The sequence below is a fragment of the bacterium genome (genome assembly GCA_023150945.1).
In the GTDB taxonomy this organism is placed as follows: Bacteria; Zhuqueibacterota; Zhuqueibacteria; order Zhuqueibacterales; family Zhuqueibacteraceae; genus Coneutiohabitans.
Genome location: JAKLJX010000008.1, coordinates 27,099 through 44,148, shown reverse-complemented (window position 1 = coordinate 44,148; position 17,050 = coordinate 27,099). Strand labels below are relative to the sequence as shown.

At 57.3% G+C, this 17,050-nt stretch carries 15 protein-coding genes and 1 pseudogene; 15 read left to right on the top strand and 1 reads right to left on the bottom strand.

Annotated elements, in window-relative coordinates; all coding sequences use genetic code 11:
• Nucleotides 1–19: 19 nt before the first annotated feature.
• Nucleotides 20–337, bottom strand: a complete 318-nt coding sequence (locus L6R21_12545; GenBank protein ID MCK6560015.1) for a hypothetical protein — start codon at nt 335–337, stop codon at nt 20–22.
• Between L6R21_12545 and L6R21_12540 the strand changes: the two genes are divergently transcribed.
• The 15 genes and pseudogenes from L6R21_12540 (at nt 336) to L6R21_12470 (ending at nt 16,998) form a co-directional block, all read left to right on the top strand.
• Nucleotides 336–3,476 (top strand): T9SS type A sorting domain-containing protein, encoded by a 3,141-nt coding sequence (locus L6R21_12540; GenBank protein MCK6560014.1) that lies wholly within the window; start codon nt 336–338, stop codon nt 3,474–3,476. The genes L6R21_12545 and L6R21_12540 overlap by 2 nt on opposite strands.
• 189 nt (nt 3,477–3,665) lie before the next feature.
• On the top strand, nt 3,666–7,007 hold the full coding sequence (locus L6R21_12535; GenBank protein ID MCK6560013.1) for an SBBP repeat-containing protein: 3,342 nt from the start codon (nt 3,666–3,668) through the stop codon (nt 7,005–7,007).
• A gap of 798 nt (nt 7,008–7,805) precedes the next feature.
• On the top strand, nt 7,806–8,483 hold the full coding sequence (locus L6R21_12530; GenBank protein MCK6560012.1) for a DUF4386 domain-containing protein: 678 nt from the start codon (nt 7,806–7,808) through the stop codon (nt 8,481–8,483).
• Between the two features lie 116 nt (nt 8,484–8,599).
• A complete protein-coding gene (locus L6R21_12525) occupies nt 8,600–9,316 on the top strand; it encodes a DUF4386 domain-containing protein (GenBank protein MCK6560011.1) in 717 nt (238 codons plus the stop codon).
• Between the two features lie 54 nt (nt 9,317–9,370).
• Nucleotides 9,371–9,637 carry a hypothetical protein gene (locus tag L6R21_12520; protein ID MCK6560010.1) on the top strand — a complete coding sequence of 89 codons (267 nt, stop codon included), beginning with the start codon at nt 9,371–9,373 and terminating at the stop codon, nt 9,635–9,637.
• Nucleotides 9,638–9,700: 63 nt separating this feature from the next.
• The gene (locus tag L6R21_12515; protein ID MCK6560009.1) at nt 9,701–9,880 is read left to right on the top strand and encodes a hypothetical protein; all 180 of its coding nucleotides are present in this window, start codon (nt 9,701–9,703) and stop codon (nt 9,878–9,880) included.
• Between the two features lie 816 nt (nt 9,881–10,696).
• Nucleotides 10,697–11,095 (top strand): hypothetical protein, encoded by a 399-nt coding sequence (locus L6R21_12510; GenBank protein MCK6560008.1) that lies wholly within the window; start codon nt 10,697–10,699, stop codon nt 11,093–11,095.
• 26 nt (nt 11,096–11,121) lie between these two features.
• The gene (locus tag L6R21_12505; GenBank protein MCK6560007.1) at nt 11,122–11,508 is read left to right on the top strand and encodes a VOC family protein; all 387 of its coding nucleotides are present in this window, start codon (nt 11,122–11,124) and stop codon (nt 11,506–11,508) included.
• A gap of 63 nt (nt 11,509–11,571) precedes the next feature.
• Nucleotides 11,572–12,033: a nuclear transport factor 2 family protein gene (locus tag L6R21_12500; GenBank protein ID MCK6560006.1), complete on the top strand. Its 462-nt coding sequence runs from the start codon at nt 11,572–11,574 to the stop codon at nt 12,031–12,033.
• A 4-nt stretch (nt 12,034–12,037) separates the two neighbouring features.
• A pseudogene (locus L6R21_12495) lies at nt 12,038–12,136 on the top strand (VOC family protein).
• 14 nt (nt 12,137–12,150) lie between these two features.
• The gene (locus L6R21_12490; protein MCK6560005.1) at nt 12,151–12,651 is read left to right on the top strand and encodes a DinB family protein; all 501 of its coding nucleotides are present in this window, start codon (nt 12,151–12,153) and stop codon (nt 12,649–12,651) included.
• 366 nt (nt 12,652–13,017) lie between these two features.
• Nucleotides 13,018–14,766: an Ig-like domain-containing protein gene (locus tag L6R21_12485; protein ID MCK6560004.1), complete on the top strand. Its 1,749-nt coding sequence runs from the start codon at nt 13,018–13,020 to the stop codon at nt 14,764–14,766.
• A 76-nt stretch (nt 14,767–14,842) separates the two neighbouring features.
• Entirely contained in the window at nt 14,843–15,421 is a 579-nt protein-coding gene (locus tag L6R21_12480) for a YdeI/OmpD-associated family protein (protein MCK6560003.1), read from the top strand.
• Nucleotides 15,422–15,470: 49 nt separating this feature from the next.
• Complete coding sequence (locus tag L6R21_12475) at nt 15,471–15,950, top strand: DUF1697 domain-containing protein (protein MCK6560002.1); 480 nt, start codon at nt 15,471–15,473, stop codon at nt 15,948–15,950.
• 178 nt (nt 15,951–16,128) lie between these two features.
• Nucleotides 16,129–16,998, top strand: coding sequence for a hypothetical protein (locus tag L6R21_12470; GenBank protein ID MCK6560001.1), 870 nt, complete (start codon nt 16,129–16,131; stop codon nt 16,996–16,998).
• Nucleotides 16,999–17,050 lie beyond the last annotated feature (52 nt).

Genomic DNA, 17,050 nt, shown 5'->3' with positions numbered 1-17,050 from the left:
GATCACTCGAAGTGACCGGTCACTTGGCGTGATTGGAGATAACGAGTTTTGACACAGTGAGTGACTTACCACGGTCTTTGCTGTCGTTCTGGGTTATTTGACCCAGCGATTGAGTTTTTGCCGCCGAAAAATGCCAGCCCGATCTTGCGGTGCCTCCATTTTTAATAATGACTTGGGCGGGCGTGGCACCGGCGGTAATACGGCTTGCTGGCAGGTATGAGTTTTGTGTTAAAATTGAAGTGGCTTGTTCCAACATTATTTTGGCAGAAACAGCCGAATTCAAAAAAAATGGGTGCGTCCCCAAAGTACCCTCACTAGCAAAGAGGAAACAAATCATGAAAACGCATTGGCTTTTGACGCTGTGTCTGTGCTGGCTCTTGGCATTTGCCCTGGGCAATGGCGTGCTGGCGCAAGACCAGCAAGAATTGACTCAACCCAAGTTGCCGCTGGAGCAGTTGCTCAACCACGACGGCACGCTCAATCTCGAACGCGGTTTCCGCGGCAGCGTGGATCCGGCAGGCTGGCAAATGACGACTGGCCCGAATGGCGAGCCGCGCTTTGTGCCTGCAAACGCTGCACAACAAACAGCCGGTATGGTCCAGGTCATGGCCGCAACTGGTGACGAGAACTGGGATGATCGATTCGCCACACCCGGGCCAAATGGCCATGTCTATGCCATCGCCGTGAACGGCAGCGAGGTGTATGCAGGAGGGCGGTTCACCTCAGCAGGAGGAGTTGTCGCAAACAATATTGCGAAATGGGACGGCACGAGTTGGTCGCCGCTGGGTAGCGGAATAAGTGGAGACGTCTATGCCATCACCGTCAGCGGCAGCGAGGTCTATGCGGGCGGCGACTTCGGCGCCGCGGGGGGAGTTCTGGTGAACAACATTGCGAAATGGGACGGCACGAGTTGGTCGGCGCTGGGTGGCGGAATGAATAGCAGAGTCTATGCAATCGCTGTCAGCAGCAGTGAGGTGTATGCGGGAGGTTGGTTCACGAAGGCAGGGCCTGTTTGGGCATCCGGCATTGCGAAATGGAATGGCACGAGTTGGTCGGGGCTGGGTAGCGGTATGAGTGGAGATGGCAGTACATTTGCTAGTGGAAACGTCTATGCCATCGTTGTCAGCGGCAGCGAGGTCTATGCGGGAGGCCGCTTCTACACAGCAGGGGGAGTTGTGGCAAATCACATTGCAAAATGGGACGGCACGGGTTGGTCCGCCCTGGGTAGCGGAATGGGGTCGTTCGGTGAGGTCCATGCCATTGCTATCAGTGGCAGCGAGGTGTATGCCGGAGGCTGGTTCACCACCGCTGGGGGAGTTCCGGCGAACCATATTGCGAAATGGAACGGCACGAGTTGGTCGGCGCTGGGTAGCGGAACGAATTATTATGTCTTTGCCATCGCTGTCAGCGGCAGCCAGGTCTATGCGGGTGGCATGTTCACGGCAGCGGGGGGAGATCCGGCGAACCATATTGCGAAATGGAACGGCACGAGTTGGTCGACGCTGGGCAGTGGAATGAACAGTAATGTTTTTTCCATCGCCATCAGCAATAGTGAGGTTTATGCAGCAGGTTACCTCACCACCGGAAGCAACGTTGTGGCAAACGATATCGCAAAATGGAACGGTACGAATTGGTCTAGGCTACATGCTTCAAGTCAAAATGGGGTCAATGGTGTTGTCAATGCCCTCGCCATGAACAGCAGCGAGGCGTATGCGGGAGGCGGGTTCACAACTGCAGGGCCAGTTCTGGCAGACCGTATTGCAGAATGGGATGGCACGAGTTGGTCGGCGTTGGGAAGCGGAATGGGCGAATACTATAGTTCCGTCGATGCCATCGCTGTGTGTGGCAACGAGGTGTATGCGGGAGGCCAGTTTTTCACGACAGCGGGTGGCGTTCCGGCAAACAATATTGCGAAATGGAACGGCACGAGTTGGTCGGCACTGGGAAGTGGAATCGGTAGTGGAACGTATTTCAGGGTACTGGGAATCGCTGTCAGTGGCAGCGAAGTGTATGCGGGAGGTCACTTCAGCACTGCGGGGGGAGTTCCGGCAAACTATATTGCGAAATGGAATGGCACAAGTTGGTCGGCGCTGGGTAGCGGAATGAATGGGAATGTCTATGCCATCGTTGTCAGCGGCGGCGAAGTGTATGCAGGAGGTTACTTCACCACTGCGGGAGGAATTCCAGCAAACAGTATTGCGAAATGGAACGGCACGAGTTGGTCGGCGCTGGGAGACGGAATGAATGGGCCTGTCTATGCCATCGCTGTCAGCGGCAGTGAGGTGTATGCGGGAGGTTACTTCGCCACAGCGGGGGGAGTTGCAGCGAAAAATATTGCCAAATGGGACGGCACGAATTGGTCTACCCTGGGAAGCGGAACGAATAGTACTGTCCGGGCTATCGCCGTTTACGGAAGCGAGGTGTATGCGGGAGGTTACTTCACAATCGCAGGGGAAGTCCCGGCAAACCGTATTGCCAAATGGAACGGCACGAGTTGGTCGGCGCTCGGTAGCGGAACGAATGGTGGTGTCCATGCCATTGCTGTGAGTGGCAACCATCTGTATGTGGGAGGCAGCTTCACCACCGCAGGCGGCAAACCCTCTTCATATTTTGGCAGGTATGTTTTGAACACGCCACCCACAGCCAATGCCGGACCAGATCAGACGGTCATTACCGCGACCGGTTCTGCTCAAATCACCCTCAGTGGCGCCGGTTCCAGCGATCCGAACAATGATCCACTTACCTATACTTGGAAAGAAAACGGCAACGTCATCGCCGCAGAAAGTAATAGCGCGACCTCGCAAGTCACTCTCGGCGTTGGCATTCATGATATCGAGTTGACCGTTGCCGATGGCAAAGGCGGAACAGCTACAGATGTTGTTGTTATCACAGTGAAGTCGGCAGAAGACGCCATCAGTGATCTGATCACAACGGTCACTTCATTGAACATCAAGGATACTGATAAAGGGATCAAGAATGCTTGGCTCACCAAATTGGGTCAAATCCAAGCATATCTGCAAAACGACGAGCCTAAAAAGGCGGTCTCCGAACTGAATACTTTCATCAACCAAGTCACCGCACAACGCGGCAAGGCGATCACGGAAACTGAGGCCGCTGCGCTGATTGCGCAAGCCCAGGCTATTATTGATGCCATCAACATGGCTTCCGCACCCAAGGCCGCTTTCAGTACTGCAGAAATCACGACTTTGCCAAAAAGTTATGCGCTCGAACAAAACTATCCCAACCCCTTCAATCCGGTGACGACGATCCAATTTTCCGTGCCGCGTGACAGTCCTGTTCGCCTGAAAGTGTACAACACATTCGGAGCAGAAGTCGCCACGCTCGTTGATCAGCAGGTCCCGGCAGGCACGTACAAAGTCAATTGGGACGCGAGCTCGCTGGCTTCCGGTTTCTATCTCTATCGTTTGGAAGCCAAGGGCTTTACGCAGACGAAGAAATTGCTTTTGACGAAGTGAAATCATCTGCTGCTTCCCACAAACAACTGACCGATCACTGTGGCAGCGCGATGTTTGCAGGCGCGGACGTCTCAAGTGACCGGGCAATCGCTCGCAGATGGTTGTCAAGAGTTGCAGTGACAGCGGTTTGTGTTGCCGTCGCCATTGTGCCGGTCAACCGTCCTGCAGAAGAACCGAGGTGAGCCAGTCATGAATGCCAAACCAACCTGGACCAGCATCTCAGTGGTGGCGCTTGTTCTGCTTCTCTTTGCAGGCCTGCTGCCCAAGAGATTTTTTCAGGACCAGCCGGTCGTCCCGACGAACGCGAATTCGTCCGGCAAGGCCGAGCTTGCAGAAGCTTACGGCAAGCTGCCGCTGTGCTTCGCAGCCAACCAGGGACAAACCGCGGAAGAGGTCCGGTTCACGGCGCGCGGTAAGGGCTATGCCCTGTTCTTGACCACGCAAGAAGCCGTGTTCTCGCTGCAAAAGCCCGTGGGCGGTGAGCAGTTGTCAGTTTTCAGTGAGCAGTTGTCAATTGCGGCGCCAAAGAAATCACAAATGGTCGCGACGACGAGCGACGAACCACGAGCCGCCAGCGTCATTCGTTTGGAGCTTGCCGGCGCGAATCCGGCGCCTCGCATACAGGGATTGGAGCAATTGCCCGGCAAGATCAACCAGCTCAAGGGCAATGATCCCACCCACTGGCGGACCAACGTTGCCACCTACGCCAAGATCAAATACCACGCGATATATCCTGGCGTCGATCTGGTTTATTACGGCAATCAGCAAGAATTGGAGTACGACTTCATCGTGGCACCGGGCGCGGATCCGGCCGCGATCAAGCTGGGATTTGCCGGCGTGGATGAACTCGAAGTGGATTCGCAAGCCGACTTGGTGATGCACGTCGCCGATGCGCAAGTGCGCATGCACAAGCCCATCATCTATCAGGAGCAGGAGGGCATTCGCCAGGAGATTTCCGGCGGCTACAAGCTGCTCGCGAGCGCGGCAGACGATGACGAAGGTAATGGCTTGCCGCACGTCGGCTTTCATGTCGAGGCTTATGACATGAGCGCGCCTCTCGTCATTGATCCGATTCTCATTTACTCCACTTTTCTCGGCGGCAGCGATCAGGATATCAGCAACGCGATCGCCGTGGACGGCGCGGGCAGCGCCTATATCACGGGATTCACCAGCTCGCTGGACTTCCCGGTGGCGAATGCTTTGCAGCCGGTTTGCGTTTGTCTCGACCAGGACATTTTCGTGACCAAGCTCAATCCCTCCGGCACCGCGCTCGTCTACTCCACTTATCTCGGCGGCACCCGGCGCGAAGCAGGTTTCGACATTACCGTGGACGCCGCCGGCAACGCTTATGTTTCCGGATGGGCCCAATCTTCCGATTTTCCCCTGATGAATCCCGCGCAACCGGCTTTTGGCGGCGGCGATGTCGACGCCGTCGTCTTCAAACTGAACCCCGCCGGGTCTGCACTCGTCTTTTCCACTTTTCTCGGCGGCACCGGAACAGTCGACTATGGCAACGCCATCTTTGCGGATGCGACGGGCAATGTCCATGTCGCCGGCGTGACGGATTCGCCGAATTTTCCCACGGTGAATGCGCAACAGCCGCTCTACGCCGGCGGCGCCACTGACGCTTTTGTCACCAAGTTCAATGCAACGGGTTCGACGCTGGTCTATTCCTCTTATCTGGGCGGCAACGCTCGCGATTCAGCACAAGGTATCTTTGTCGATAACGCCGGCAACGCCTATCTGACCGGCGTGACGGATTCACCGGACTTTCCGGTTGCGAATGCCTTGCAGCCAACTTGGGCTGGCTTGCAGGACGTCTTTATCACGAAGTTGAATCCGAGTACAGCGGCTCTGGCCTATTCCACTTTTCTCGGCGGCAGCGCTGACGATATCGGCACGGATATCGCGAGAGATGCCAGCGGCAATTTGTATGTGACGGGACAAACGGCCTCGCCGGATTTTCCGACGGCGAATGCGTTGCAGCCGGCGCTGGCCGGCGGCCGCGATGCCATGGTTGTGAAATTGAATGCCACGGCCTCGGCGCTCGTCTATTCCACGTTCCTCGGCGGCAGCCTGGACGAATATGCTCGTGACCTGGCCGTCGACGGTACGGGCAGTGTTTATGTGGCGGGCTGGACGCTGTCATCTGACTTTCCCACCGCTAATCCGATGCAATCGACTTTCGCCGGTGGCGTTTATGATGGCATCCTTGCCAAGTTGAATCCGGCGGGTTCGGCTTTGGTGTATGCCACTTATTTCGGCGGCACTGCCGAGGACCGGCCCACCGGCCTCGCTGTGGATGTTCACGGTGCCGCTTACATGACCGGCTTGACGTTTTCAACTGATCTCCCGACTCTGAATGCCTTCCAGGCAACGCCTCATGGTCAGCGCGATGTGTTTGTGATGAAAGTGACTGACGCCGCCGTGTGCAACCCTTTTGTCTTTCTCGCCAACAAAGTGACGCTCAAGCGTACCAAGCAACACACGCCGGCCGGCAACATTCATTCCAACGGCACACTGCTGGTGGAAAAAGGCGATCCCAGCACATACAACTCCAATCTCACCGCGGTGGGCGCGCTCACGATTCAAAAAGACAATACCATCAACGGCAACGTCAAGTCATCGCTCGCGGTCAGCAATGCCGGAACGGTCAACGGCGTGATCAGCGTGGGGCCGGTTGCCATCGAACCGTTGCCGAGCAAGAGCTACAGCGCCGGCGGCTTGAACCAAACCGTGCCGCAAAATGGTGCGCTCGCGCTGGCGCCGGGTTCGTATGGCATTGTTACCCTCAACAGCGGCGGCACACTGCAGCTTACCAGCGGCGAATATTTCATTAACGAGCTGCGCTATCCCGGCTCGACGGCAGTGATCGCGACTGATCTTGCCAGTGGCGCGCCGGTGAATATCAACGTCGTCAGCAATCTGCAATTGGGCAAGGAAGTGGAGATTCGCCTGTTGCCGAATGGCGAGAGCGATAGCGAGCTGGTGACCTTCTTCACGTTGCAGAGCACGGCTGTGAATATCGGAAAAGAAGCGTACTTTCTGGGCAACCTGATCGCACCGAATGCGGCCGTCGCGCTCGCCAAAAACAGCCAACTGCGCGGCGCGATTTGCGCCAACGAAATCGTGGTGGAACGCGATTGTTTGTTTCTGCACCATGACTCGCCCGGGACTCTGCCGGGAGCGGGAAATCTGCCGAAAGCATCCGAGTCTGAGGCGCTCGCGTTCCATGGTGATCAGACGGACGCAGCCGGCTACGGGCTGTTGCAGAACTACCCCAATCCGTTCAATCCCACGACTCGAATTGGCTTCAAGCTGCAAAAAGCCGAGCACGTCGCCCTCGTGATCTACACCCTGGCTGGACAAAGCGTGCGTGAGTTGGTTAGTGGCGAGATGGCCGCGGGCCAGCATAGCTTCGTGTGGGATGCAAGAGATGATCAGGGTTTGCCGATGGCGAGCGGCGTCTACCTGTGCGTGCTGCGGTCGGCTTCGTTCAGCGCGCAGACCAAGCTCTTGCTCATGCGCTAGAGTCACTTGTCCGGCTTCACCAATTTGTTCTCCAACTTGGCAGGTTAAGAGAACACTGCTCTGCCGGGGGCCGGCGCGTCCAAAATCGATTTTTAATGTGGCATCGGCCACGAGCTCACCCCTCTGCGTACATTCGCCGACGGCATGATCCAGGTGGCGGGACAACTGAGGTTGAAACAGATCCAGCCGCCGGGGGATAAGTTGCGCCTTAGGCGGAGGTAGCGGAGCGCGGGCGGCTGCGTAGTTTGAGAACCTCGAGCGATCAAGATGCGAAAGCTACGCGAGCTGCGTTGGTTCCAACCTTTACGGCTTTCCGACTGGCATCACCAAGCAACCGCTTCGATGGTCGCAAATTTCAAGTTTGACTTTGGCGCGCTGCGGCACTATTTTCCCGCAGCCAATTGTTCAGATGATGCCGTATACGCTCAAGACCCGTGTCATGGGAAATCCGCGCGAAATGGCACGAGCACGATATCGCGTTGAGCCAATCAGCCATGTATTCTGCGGGCACAGCCTGCATCCCGCTGGGCAGCATGCGATGAGCCGCCGCGCCTCCCGGAGCGGAGAACTGGCAAACCAGACAGAAACGTTCTTCTCCCCCCGGCTTGGCCCTCGAGCGGCAGGAAAATGGCATGATTGTGCCGGTCGGCCCGCCCGCTGACCAAGCCGCGCTGTCCGGCGCACATTCGCATCCGTGATCCCACTCTGGCGTTGCTGTCAGTGATCCGAGTGACCAAGTCGCACGACAATAAGGAGACAAGGATGAATTCAACCGCAAAGAGGGCACGAGGCGCGGGATTGTTGTACCTCCTCATGATACCCTCAGGCGTCTTCAGTCTCATCTATGTTCCCGGCAGGCTGATGGTGCGCGGCGATGCCGCCGCCACCGCCGCCAATATTCTCGCCTCGCAATCGCTCTTCAATATCCACACGGTGAACAGTCTGCTCTCCTCGGTCCTTTTTCTTTTCGTTGCCCTGGCCCTCTACCGGCTGCTCAAACCAGTGAACCCGCAACATGCCGCGCTCATGGTGATCCTGGTTCTCGTCCAGGTTCCGGTCGGCATTCACGACGCGATGAATCAGATCTCCGCTCTGGAACTCTTGCGCGGCGAGAGTTTGGGGTCCGCTTTCGACAAAGCGCAGCGGGACGCGCTGGCCATGGTGCTTCTCGATCCGAACAACAAGGCCATTTTTCCCATCGAACTCTTTTGGGGGCTGTGGCTCTTTCCCCTCGGACTGCTGGTTTTTCGTTCCGGCTTTTTGCCCCGCTTCTTGGGCCTCTGGCTGATCGTCAATGGAGTCGCCTATGTCATCATCAGTTTCACGGGGATGCTGTGGCCGCAGTACTTGGCGATCGTCAACAAGATCACCTTTCCCGCCCTCTTCGGAGAGGCGGCGTTCCCGTTGTGGCTGCTGATTATGGGGGCAAAGCCGCAGCCCCCGGCCGAATCAGTCGCCGCCGCTCCCGGCCGCTGAGTACAACCTCGGATTGATATGAATCAAGGCGAGGCCGGTGTTTCCTGGCCTCGTCGATGTCGCCTGGCTCGCGGTCGTGAGGCCAATCTACGAATACTTCGTTGGGAGAAAATCAAATGGTGCCCCGAGCATTGGAATCCTCGCCACGCCGGTTGGCCAGGACGACCGGTTTGTTCTATCTGCTCACCATCCTGGCGGGCATCTGCGCGCAGCTTTTCATCAGCGGCCAGCTCGTTGTGTACGGTGACGCCGCGGCCACGGCAGCCAACCTCCTGGCGCACAAGCGCCTGTTTGAGTTGGGATTCTCGATCTACCTCCTCGAAATGGCGTGCCAAGTCGCGATGACGGCGCTTTTCTATATTCTGCTCAAGCCGGTGAGCAGCAGTCTCGCTTTGCTGGCGGCGTGTTGGAGCCTCACCGGCTGCGTGATCAAGACCCTGAGCCGTCTCTTCTACCTTGCTCCCCTGCTCGTGCTGGGCGGCACGCACGACATGACTGCATTTCAGCCGGAGCAGTTGCAGGCGCTGGCACTGCTCTTTCTCAAATTGAATGACCAGGGCGCTGCGCTTGCCCTGGCGTTTTTCGGATTTTCCACAAGCCTGAATGGTTATCTCATGTTCAGGTCTACCTTCCTGCCACGGATCATCGGCGGGTTGTCGGCCCTTGCGGGTGTGGGCTGGCTGACCTTTTTGTATCCGCCACTCGGCTATCGTCTGTTTCCTTTTGTTGCCCCCTTCGCCCTGTTGGTGGCAGCCGTGCTGATTTTTTGGCTGCTCAGGAAGGGCGTGGACGTTCAACGCTGGCAAGAGCGGGCCGGCGCAAAGGCAATGTAGCGATCGTTGTGGCGCTGTCGTTCCGGGCAGCACCTGCCAAAGGAAACGAGGCACATGATCAATAGAACAAATGCCAGGCTCGCCGGTTATACCTTTCTCTGCCACCTTGCGGCCAGCATCACCCGCGTGGTTCTCACCGGCCGGGCAACCAGCGCAGAGGGGATCGCGGCCAAGCTCGCAAACATTGCCGCGCACGCAAGGGCGAGGCGCATTGGCGTGTGGCTCGCGCTGTTCACTTGTTTCTCGGCATTCGTGTGGGGAGTGACGCCCTTTCTCGAGCGCGACGATCGGGCTGCTGTGGCGGGCAATGTTGGAGTGTGAAGTGGCGCTCGCACTGTGGTCGATCAACAAAGGCGTCAACCTGCCGGCGCTGAGGCCGTCAGCATGATACGCCACGACCAGAACATGCCGGAACCAAATCTTACTGCCAAGACAGGAAGGCAGGAAATTATTCTCTCGCCTGCCGGAATTGGAATTGCATCCTTTGCTGCCAGCCAAACGAATGCCCAGGCCTGGTTGGGCACCGGGGCTTCTGTTGCCGTGGAGGCCGGATGCAATTTTTGAAGGGCAACGCTGAGTCTGCTTCTCATTTTGTTTGTGGTCCAGAGTTTTGGTCAACGCGTGAAGAGCCGAGTGTTGACGGCAAACACCAGCCAGCAGGCCAAGCGGGCAAACACACGCAAAACCGAAAGCCGCATCCCGCCACTGCACCGCCGGGCATGACGGATTTCCGCATTTCGAACTGCTGCGATACATGGCTCGAGGCAAGATACGGCTTGGCGTGCCGGCTGGATTTATGCTCCGCTGGTGAGGTCTGCAGTTTGCCGAAACCGGTGCGCAGGTGAATATCTTCGCCGCTGCTGACATAGGGTTGTCAGTAGCTTCTGTTATCTTCTGCATGTTTTTTCTCATGCCGCCTCGCCCAAGCGCGCTTGAGACCACTGGAAATCCCTCCTGAATGACTACGATTTGACTCAGCGCTCTGCACCACCACTATCTGTTGGATATGAGCAGCGCTGTGACCCCATGGCTGGTGAAGCTTCTCTGTTTTGCGCGATGCGCTTCACTCGGCACGACTTGTCCCAAGCCTTATTGTGCTCTTGAAGAATGGTTTCGACTTGAATCTGCGCGGGCGAGGATTGCGAGATTCGGGGGCAACTGCTGCGCCGGTTCGACCCGGTGACGGCAAAGGCCTTGCGCCGGAAAGGGCGGAGGCCGGAGAACCATCGCAGTCAAGCGCAGCGGGCATCAGGCGCGATGCAATCTGGCGCGCTTTCCCAACGTTCGCACGATTGAACGTTTCGCGCTGGGCGGGCATCTCATCGATGCGCCCGCGGCTTGACCTTGGCGTAACGATCTTGCCAGAAAGGAGAGAGTGTGGTGAAAGCGCACCGATTTGGAGTCGTCCTCACGTTGATGAATCTCGTGCTGCTCGTGCTCTTGATGGCGCAGAATCTTTCCGCCCGGGCGCAGAATATCGCGCCGGTGCTGCGCGGCCGCGCGCTTGAAATCGTGGACAGCAGCGGCCGGGTGCGGGCGAGCATCACCGTGGAGCCGGCGGTCACGATTGATTCACGCACCTATCCGGAGACGGTGGTTTTGCGGCTGACTGATCCGCACAGCGGTCCGCTTGTCAAGATCACGGCCACGGAAGCAGGCTCGGCCCTTGGCCTTTCGGATGACGCGGACGGCGGTGTCGAAGTGGCCTCCACCAAACACCGGGGCAATTTTGTGAAGATCGTGAGCCGCGAGGGCAGGGAGCAAATCATCAAGCCGTAGCGGCCTTCCGGCACGGAGGAGAACCCATGAGCACATCGTACAAGCCGAACCGCTACAATTCCGTTTCACCTTATCTCATTGTCAAAGGCGCAAGCGACAGCATTGCATTTCTCAAACGCGTCTTCGGCGCGGTTGAGCTGCGCCGCTTCACGGATTCCGCCGGAAGAATTATGCACGCTGAGGTTCGCATTGATGACACGGTCGTGATGATTGCCGAGAGTGTCGAAGGCTGGCCGCCGGTTCCGGCGCATGTGCATATTTATGTGGCGGAGGTTGATGCGATCTACCAACGTGCTTTGGAGGCCGGCGCTGTCCCGGTGCAAGCGCCGGTAAAGCAAGATGACGAAGACAAACGCGGCGGCGTCAAGGAGGCCGGCGGGACGACGTGGTGGATCGCGACGAGAGTTGGGTAGGATCGAAATTTTCCACTACAAGACTCAACGTTGTGCAACTACTCAAAACATGGAGATCAAACAATGAAAGCAAGAGTCCTGCAGGGTTCAATTGTCATGGTGCTGGTGGCCCTCCTGAGTGCATTCGCCCGGAATCAAGATGATAAACAGGCGGTGATCAAAGTCGTGGAAGAGGCCTACGTCCAGGGCGTGCACGCCCATCCTGACGGTGAGGCCATGCGCCGGGGCTTTCACGCGGAGTTCATCATGTTCGTGCAAGAGGGCAGCAAGATCAATAAAGTGACGCGTGATGAATGGATTACCCGCATTGCAGCCGCGCAGGCAAAAGGCGCAAACAAAGCCCGGCCGGAAATCAAAGCAGAATTCCCGCTGGTCGAGGTGACCGGCAGCGCGGCGGTCGTGAAGGTGGCGCTTTATCGCGACGGCAAACACACCTTCACTGATTACATTTCACTCTACAAATTCGACGAGGGCTGGAAGATCGTCGCCAAGACGTTCTATCGCCATCCCGCCAAATCGGAATGACCGCATGAAACCGCGAATCAGTTTCATCACGCTCGGCGTTGCCGATCTGCAGCGAGCATTGCAGTTTTATCGCGATGGACTTGGTTTGCCAACGCCGGGCCTCAAGGAGGATAACATATGACTGAATTGACGCGAGGTTCAGCGTTTCTGCAAGAACTGAAGGCCGAAGCTCCTGCCACACGCAAATGTCTGGAACGCATACCGGAGAGCCGGTTTGGCTGGAAGCCGCATGAGAAATCCATGACCATGGGGTATCTCGCCCTGCTGGTTGCCGAAATCCCAAGATGGATAACTTACATCGTCGAGAAGGGTGAAATCGACTTTGCCACATTTGGACGTTTTCAGCCCAAAACTACGGCGGAATTGGTGAATCATTTTGATGAAAATCTTGAAGGCTCGAGTAGTGCACTGGCCAAAGTTACCGACCAGGAACTGGACAAGACTTTTTTTCTCAAACACCAGGGTCAGGTGCTGCTCAGCTCTCCTGCCGGAGAAATCGTTGGCTCATCCATAAACCATCTCGTGCATCACCGCGGACAACTGACTGTCTACATGCGTCTCAACGACATACCGGTGCCCTCCATTTATGGCCCTTCCGCAGATGAAGGAACTTTCTGAAATGCCACGGCAGCACTCGGGTGTGTTGAAATCCGTGGCCTTGCCGTCTGCCCGGCGAGGGACAAAACCTGACGTGAATTCCGCACCCGCGATGAATGATAAACTGTGGCGAATCGTCTTTCACGAAGTCGATCGCCAGCGCTTGAATGACTTTGTGAGACTCTTCGCAAGCCGCGGCGGGCCCAAGTATTGTTGGTGCATGGCTGGCGCGCCACGCCAGAAGAAGCCAACCAGCAAGACGGGGCCAGCCGCTTATGGGATTTGTGAGTGCCTTCAAAAAAGCGGGCTTTGTGGCAGTGGGACGCGCCGGAACCCGGCGCCATGTTATGCGATTAAATCTTGAAAGACTCAAAAGGAGGTCGCGACATGCGAGTTGAAAACGCCTGCTTTGCGCCGCCCCTGGTTTTCCTCCTCTTGGTTTGCTGCGCCCTTCACGGTCAAACCGTCATCTCCGACAGCACCTACCCGCCCGCCAACTGGAGTGAGACGGTAGTCACAACCTTCGGTGCGAGCGAGACTCACACGCAGCGAACCACCGGCGGCAATCCCGGCGCCTTTCGTTTCATGGAGCACATCCTGCCGGCGCCGCCGGGCCCCAGTGATTTGACGCGAGTCGAAGTCACACACATCTATGACGGCGATGCATATCTCCCCTTGGAGGCGATCGACCACATTGACTATGCCGAGGACATCAGACTGCTCGATTTGCCCTGGAATCAGGCGTTCATTCGCAGCTTTCCGGCTATCCGGCAATCCGGCAGAATTTTTCGCGCCAACGTTTTTTTGCAGGTGGTTGCCGATACTTTGTGGCACAGCGGAACCCTAACCGGTTTGACCGCCAGCAGCTTCACGGCGCTCGACGGCTCCGGTGATCACCCTGATTTCTCCGACGGCGGCGATTTTCTCTACTTTGGTTTTTTGCGCCTCAGCTCGCGCGGCGCCACCCAGCCGCCGCTTCCTCCCAATCAAGATTTGATCTACCGGCACGGTAGCGACAATTTCACGGTGACCATTCACAACACGCCGCCGCCCAACCAGCCGCCGGTCGCGCGCGCGGATGATTATCTCTATCTGGATTATTTCTTCAACAGCAACAAAACCCTGCGCGTTCTTCAAAACGATTCTGATCCCGAGGGCGATCCCATCCGCGTGCTGAGCGTGAGCGAACCGGCGTTTGGCGGCACCATTGAATCGTTCAACGATACCAGTATCACTTATTCGCATGATGGACTGTTGTCCGCAAATCTCGAAACCGATTTCTTTCTCTACAAAATCACGGACGGCTTGAACCAGTCGCTCGATGCGTTTGTGACCATGCACTTTTGCCTGTGCCCGCTCGAGTGCCTTGCGCTTTTCCTGCCGCCGCCGGCATTGCGCACCGCGGCCGGCAGTGTCATTGCCGCCGCAATCGTCGACACCCTCGAGGTCGATCTCTTCCGCCGCTTCCGGGACGAGACGCTGCTGGCCACTCAAACCGGAACGCGCTTCGTGAATCTCTACTATCGCACCGCGCCGGAGGTGATGCCGCTGCTTCTCTTTGATCGCAGCGCTATCGGCATGCAGGCGGTGCGTGCCCTCGCCATGATGCAGCCGCCGCTGCGCAATCTGCTGGAGGGCGACGGCAGTGCACTCGTCACACAAACCCTGATCGATTCCGTGTCCGCGTTCTTGGACAGTCTCCGGGCTGTTGCCAGCGACTCGCTGCGCGATTCGCTGAATGTCGAACTTGCAAGGCTCGGTCCATTGCAGCAGTTGGTGGGGTTGTCCGTGGCGCAGGCTGTGGCAATGGCGCTCGGCAGCCGGACCCGCGTTGATGATACTCGTCTCGCAAAACCGCAGGAGTTCGTGTTGAAACAGAATTACCCGAATCCTTTCAATCCTGCGACTGAGATACGCTATCACTTGCCGCGGGCCACGCCGGTCGAGTTGGCCGTCTTCGATGTGCAGGGCCGAAAGGTCAGGACCTTGGTCGAGGGACGGCAGTCTGCTGGTGAAAAAGCTGTTGTTTGGGACGGCGCTGATGATCATGATCGCGCAGTACCTTCCGGAATCTATTTTTGCCGCTTGAGTGCGGGTGCATTCCGGGAAACGAAAAAAATGATCTTGCTGCAATAGCATCGTACGATCTCCCGCAATCATGCGAACGTGAGGACTTGGGATTTTTCAGGCCTGGCCTGAGGGAGGCGAACCAATGCACAAAACGGATGTGCCGATCCTTTCATTCAAGTCGCAAAGAGACTGGGCAAACTGGCTGGCCAAGCAGCATGCGGCTTCCAACGGTATCTGGCTGCGCTTTTTCAAGAAGGACTCAGGCGTGGCCTCGGTGACGTATGCCGAAGCTTTGGATGAGGCATTGTGTTACGGTTGGATCGACGGCCGGCTCGATCCTTACGATGAAAAATCGTGGCTGCGCCGCTTCACGCCGCGCCGGCCCAGAAGCCCGTGGTCCAAGCGAAACATCGAACACGTCAACCGCCTGACTGCCGCCGGCAGAATGAAGCCCGCCGGTCTCCAAGAAGCGGAAGCGGCAAAAAAGGACGGCCGCTGGGACAAGGCCTACGATCCGCAAGGGGCGATGGAGATGCCGGCGGATTTTCTCCAAGCCCTGGCGAAGGACAAGAAGGCGAAAGCGTTTTTTGAATCGCTGAACCGGGCGAATCACTACGCGATCGCGTGGCGGCTGCAGACCGCCAAGCGGCCCGAAACGCGGGCGCGGCGCATGCAGGCGATTCTGGCAATGCTCAAGAAGGGAGAGAAGTTTCATGGTTGATTACGTCGCTTTTCTGCGCGGCATCAACGTCGGCGGCGTCATCGTCAAAATGGACAGACTGAAGAAGTCGTTCGAAGCCCTGGGATTTGCCGGGGTCAAAACGTTACTGGCCAGCGGCAATGTGCTTTTTACCGCGACCGCTGCGAGCGAGAGCACACTGGTGAGCAAGATCGAAAAGAAGCTGGCAGCGGATTTCGGGCGTGATATCGGTGTACTCGTCCGCAAGATTGAAGAGCTACGGCGTCTGGCCGAGGCTGCGCCTTTCGCGGGGATCAGAATCACCCCGCAGACGCGGTTGTTTGTGACCTTTCTTTCGGAGAAAAACAAGAGCAGTCTGAAGATTCCGTATGAAACTCCTGACAAGAATTGCAGAATCATTCGTGCGAACGACCGCGAGGTGTGCAGTGTCTTGACGAGCTACCAGACGGTTGATCTCATGAGCATGCTGGAAAAGGAATATGGGCGGAAGGTGACGACCCGGAACTGGAACACCATTGAGAAGATCCTGAAGGCGAGCCGGGCCGCATGAAGAGCTTCTCATTATTTTTACAAGGGCAATTCCTTGAGTTCGGCAGGCCGAGAATTTTCTGCCATAGCCGAAGGCCCTGTCGATTTTGGGCGCTCTCGAACGACTAGAGGCTGTGAGCGTGCTGGAAGTGCCGCCGCGCCGGAAGGGAAGACGAAATTCGACAAGGGGAGGTCGCAGAATGCACAAGACATTGCTTTATCCAATCCTTTTGCTTGTGTTGCATGCCGCGGCTTTTGCGCATCCCGGCATCGGCATCGTGCGGAACAGCCGCGGTGAGATTTTCTACACCGATCTCAAGCAGGTTTGGAAAATCTCGCCGGAGGGGCGAAAAACCATAGCAGTCGCCAACGTGCATACGCACGAGCTTTGCCTCGACGCGGAGGACAACCTCTACGGCGAGCATCTGTGGTATGAAGGCGAGGCCACGGACAAATGGGGACACTATGTCTGGAAACTGCACGCCAGCGGCGAACTCGAGCGCTTGATCCCGCCTCGCCCGGGTTTTCGGGAGAATTACCGGGACTTCAGTTTCGTGCGCGATGGCGCCGGCAACATGTACTGGGCCGAGCGCAACACGCCGGCAGCAGGCGGCACGGCTGAGATTCTCATTCGCCAACGCGCGCCCGACGGCACGCTGAGCGATCTCTGCCAAACGCACGACTTCCGCGACGTGCGCTGGATGACGTGCAGTGCGGGCGGAACCGTGTATTTGATCGATGCCGGCGACTTGCGCGCCATCACGCCGGAGGGAACTGTCAGCACCATTGCGCGCAACCTGGCGCAATCTCACGTGAATGACCGGCACAGCCTGATGGGCTTGTGGCTGGATCACGATGAAAGCGTTTATGTGGCGGTCTATTCCAGTCGCGTGGTGAAAAAAGTCAATCGCGCGGGCGCGGTTGCGATCGTGGCGCACTCATCACAGCCGTGGTCGCCGACCGGCGGATTAACCGCGCCGAACGGCGAGCTCTGGCTGTTGGAGAACTCCGTCACCAACGCCGTGCGTGTGCGTCAAATTCGGCTGCCGGGCACGGAGAAGATCTATTGAAATTCGCTACTGAATTCGCAGACCTATTCACATGACCCACAAGGAAAGGAGC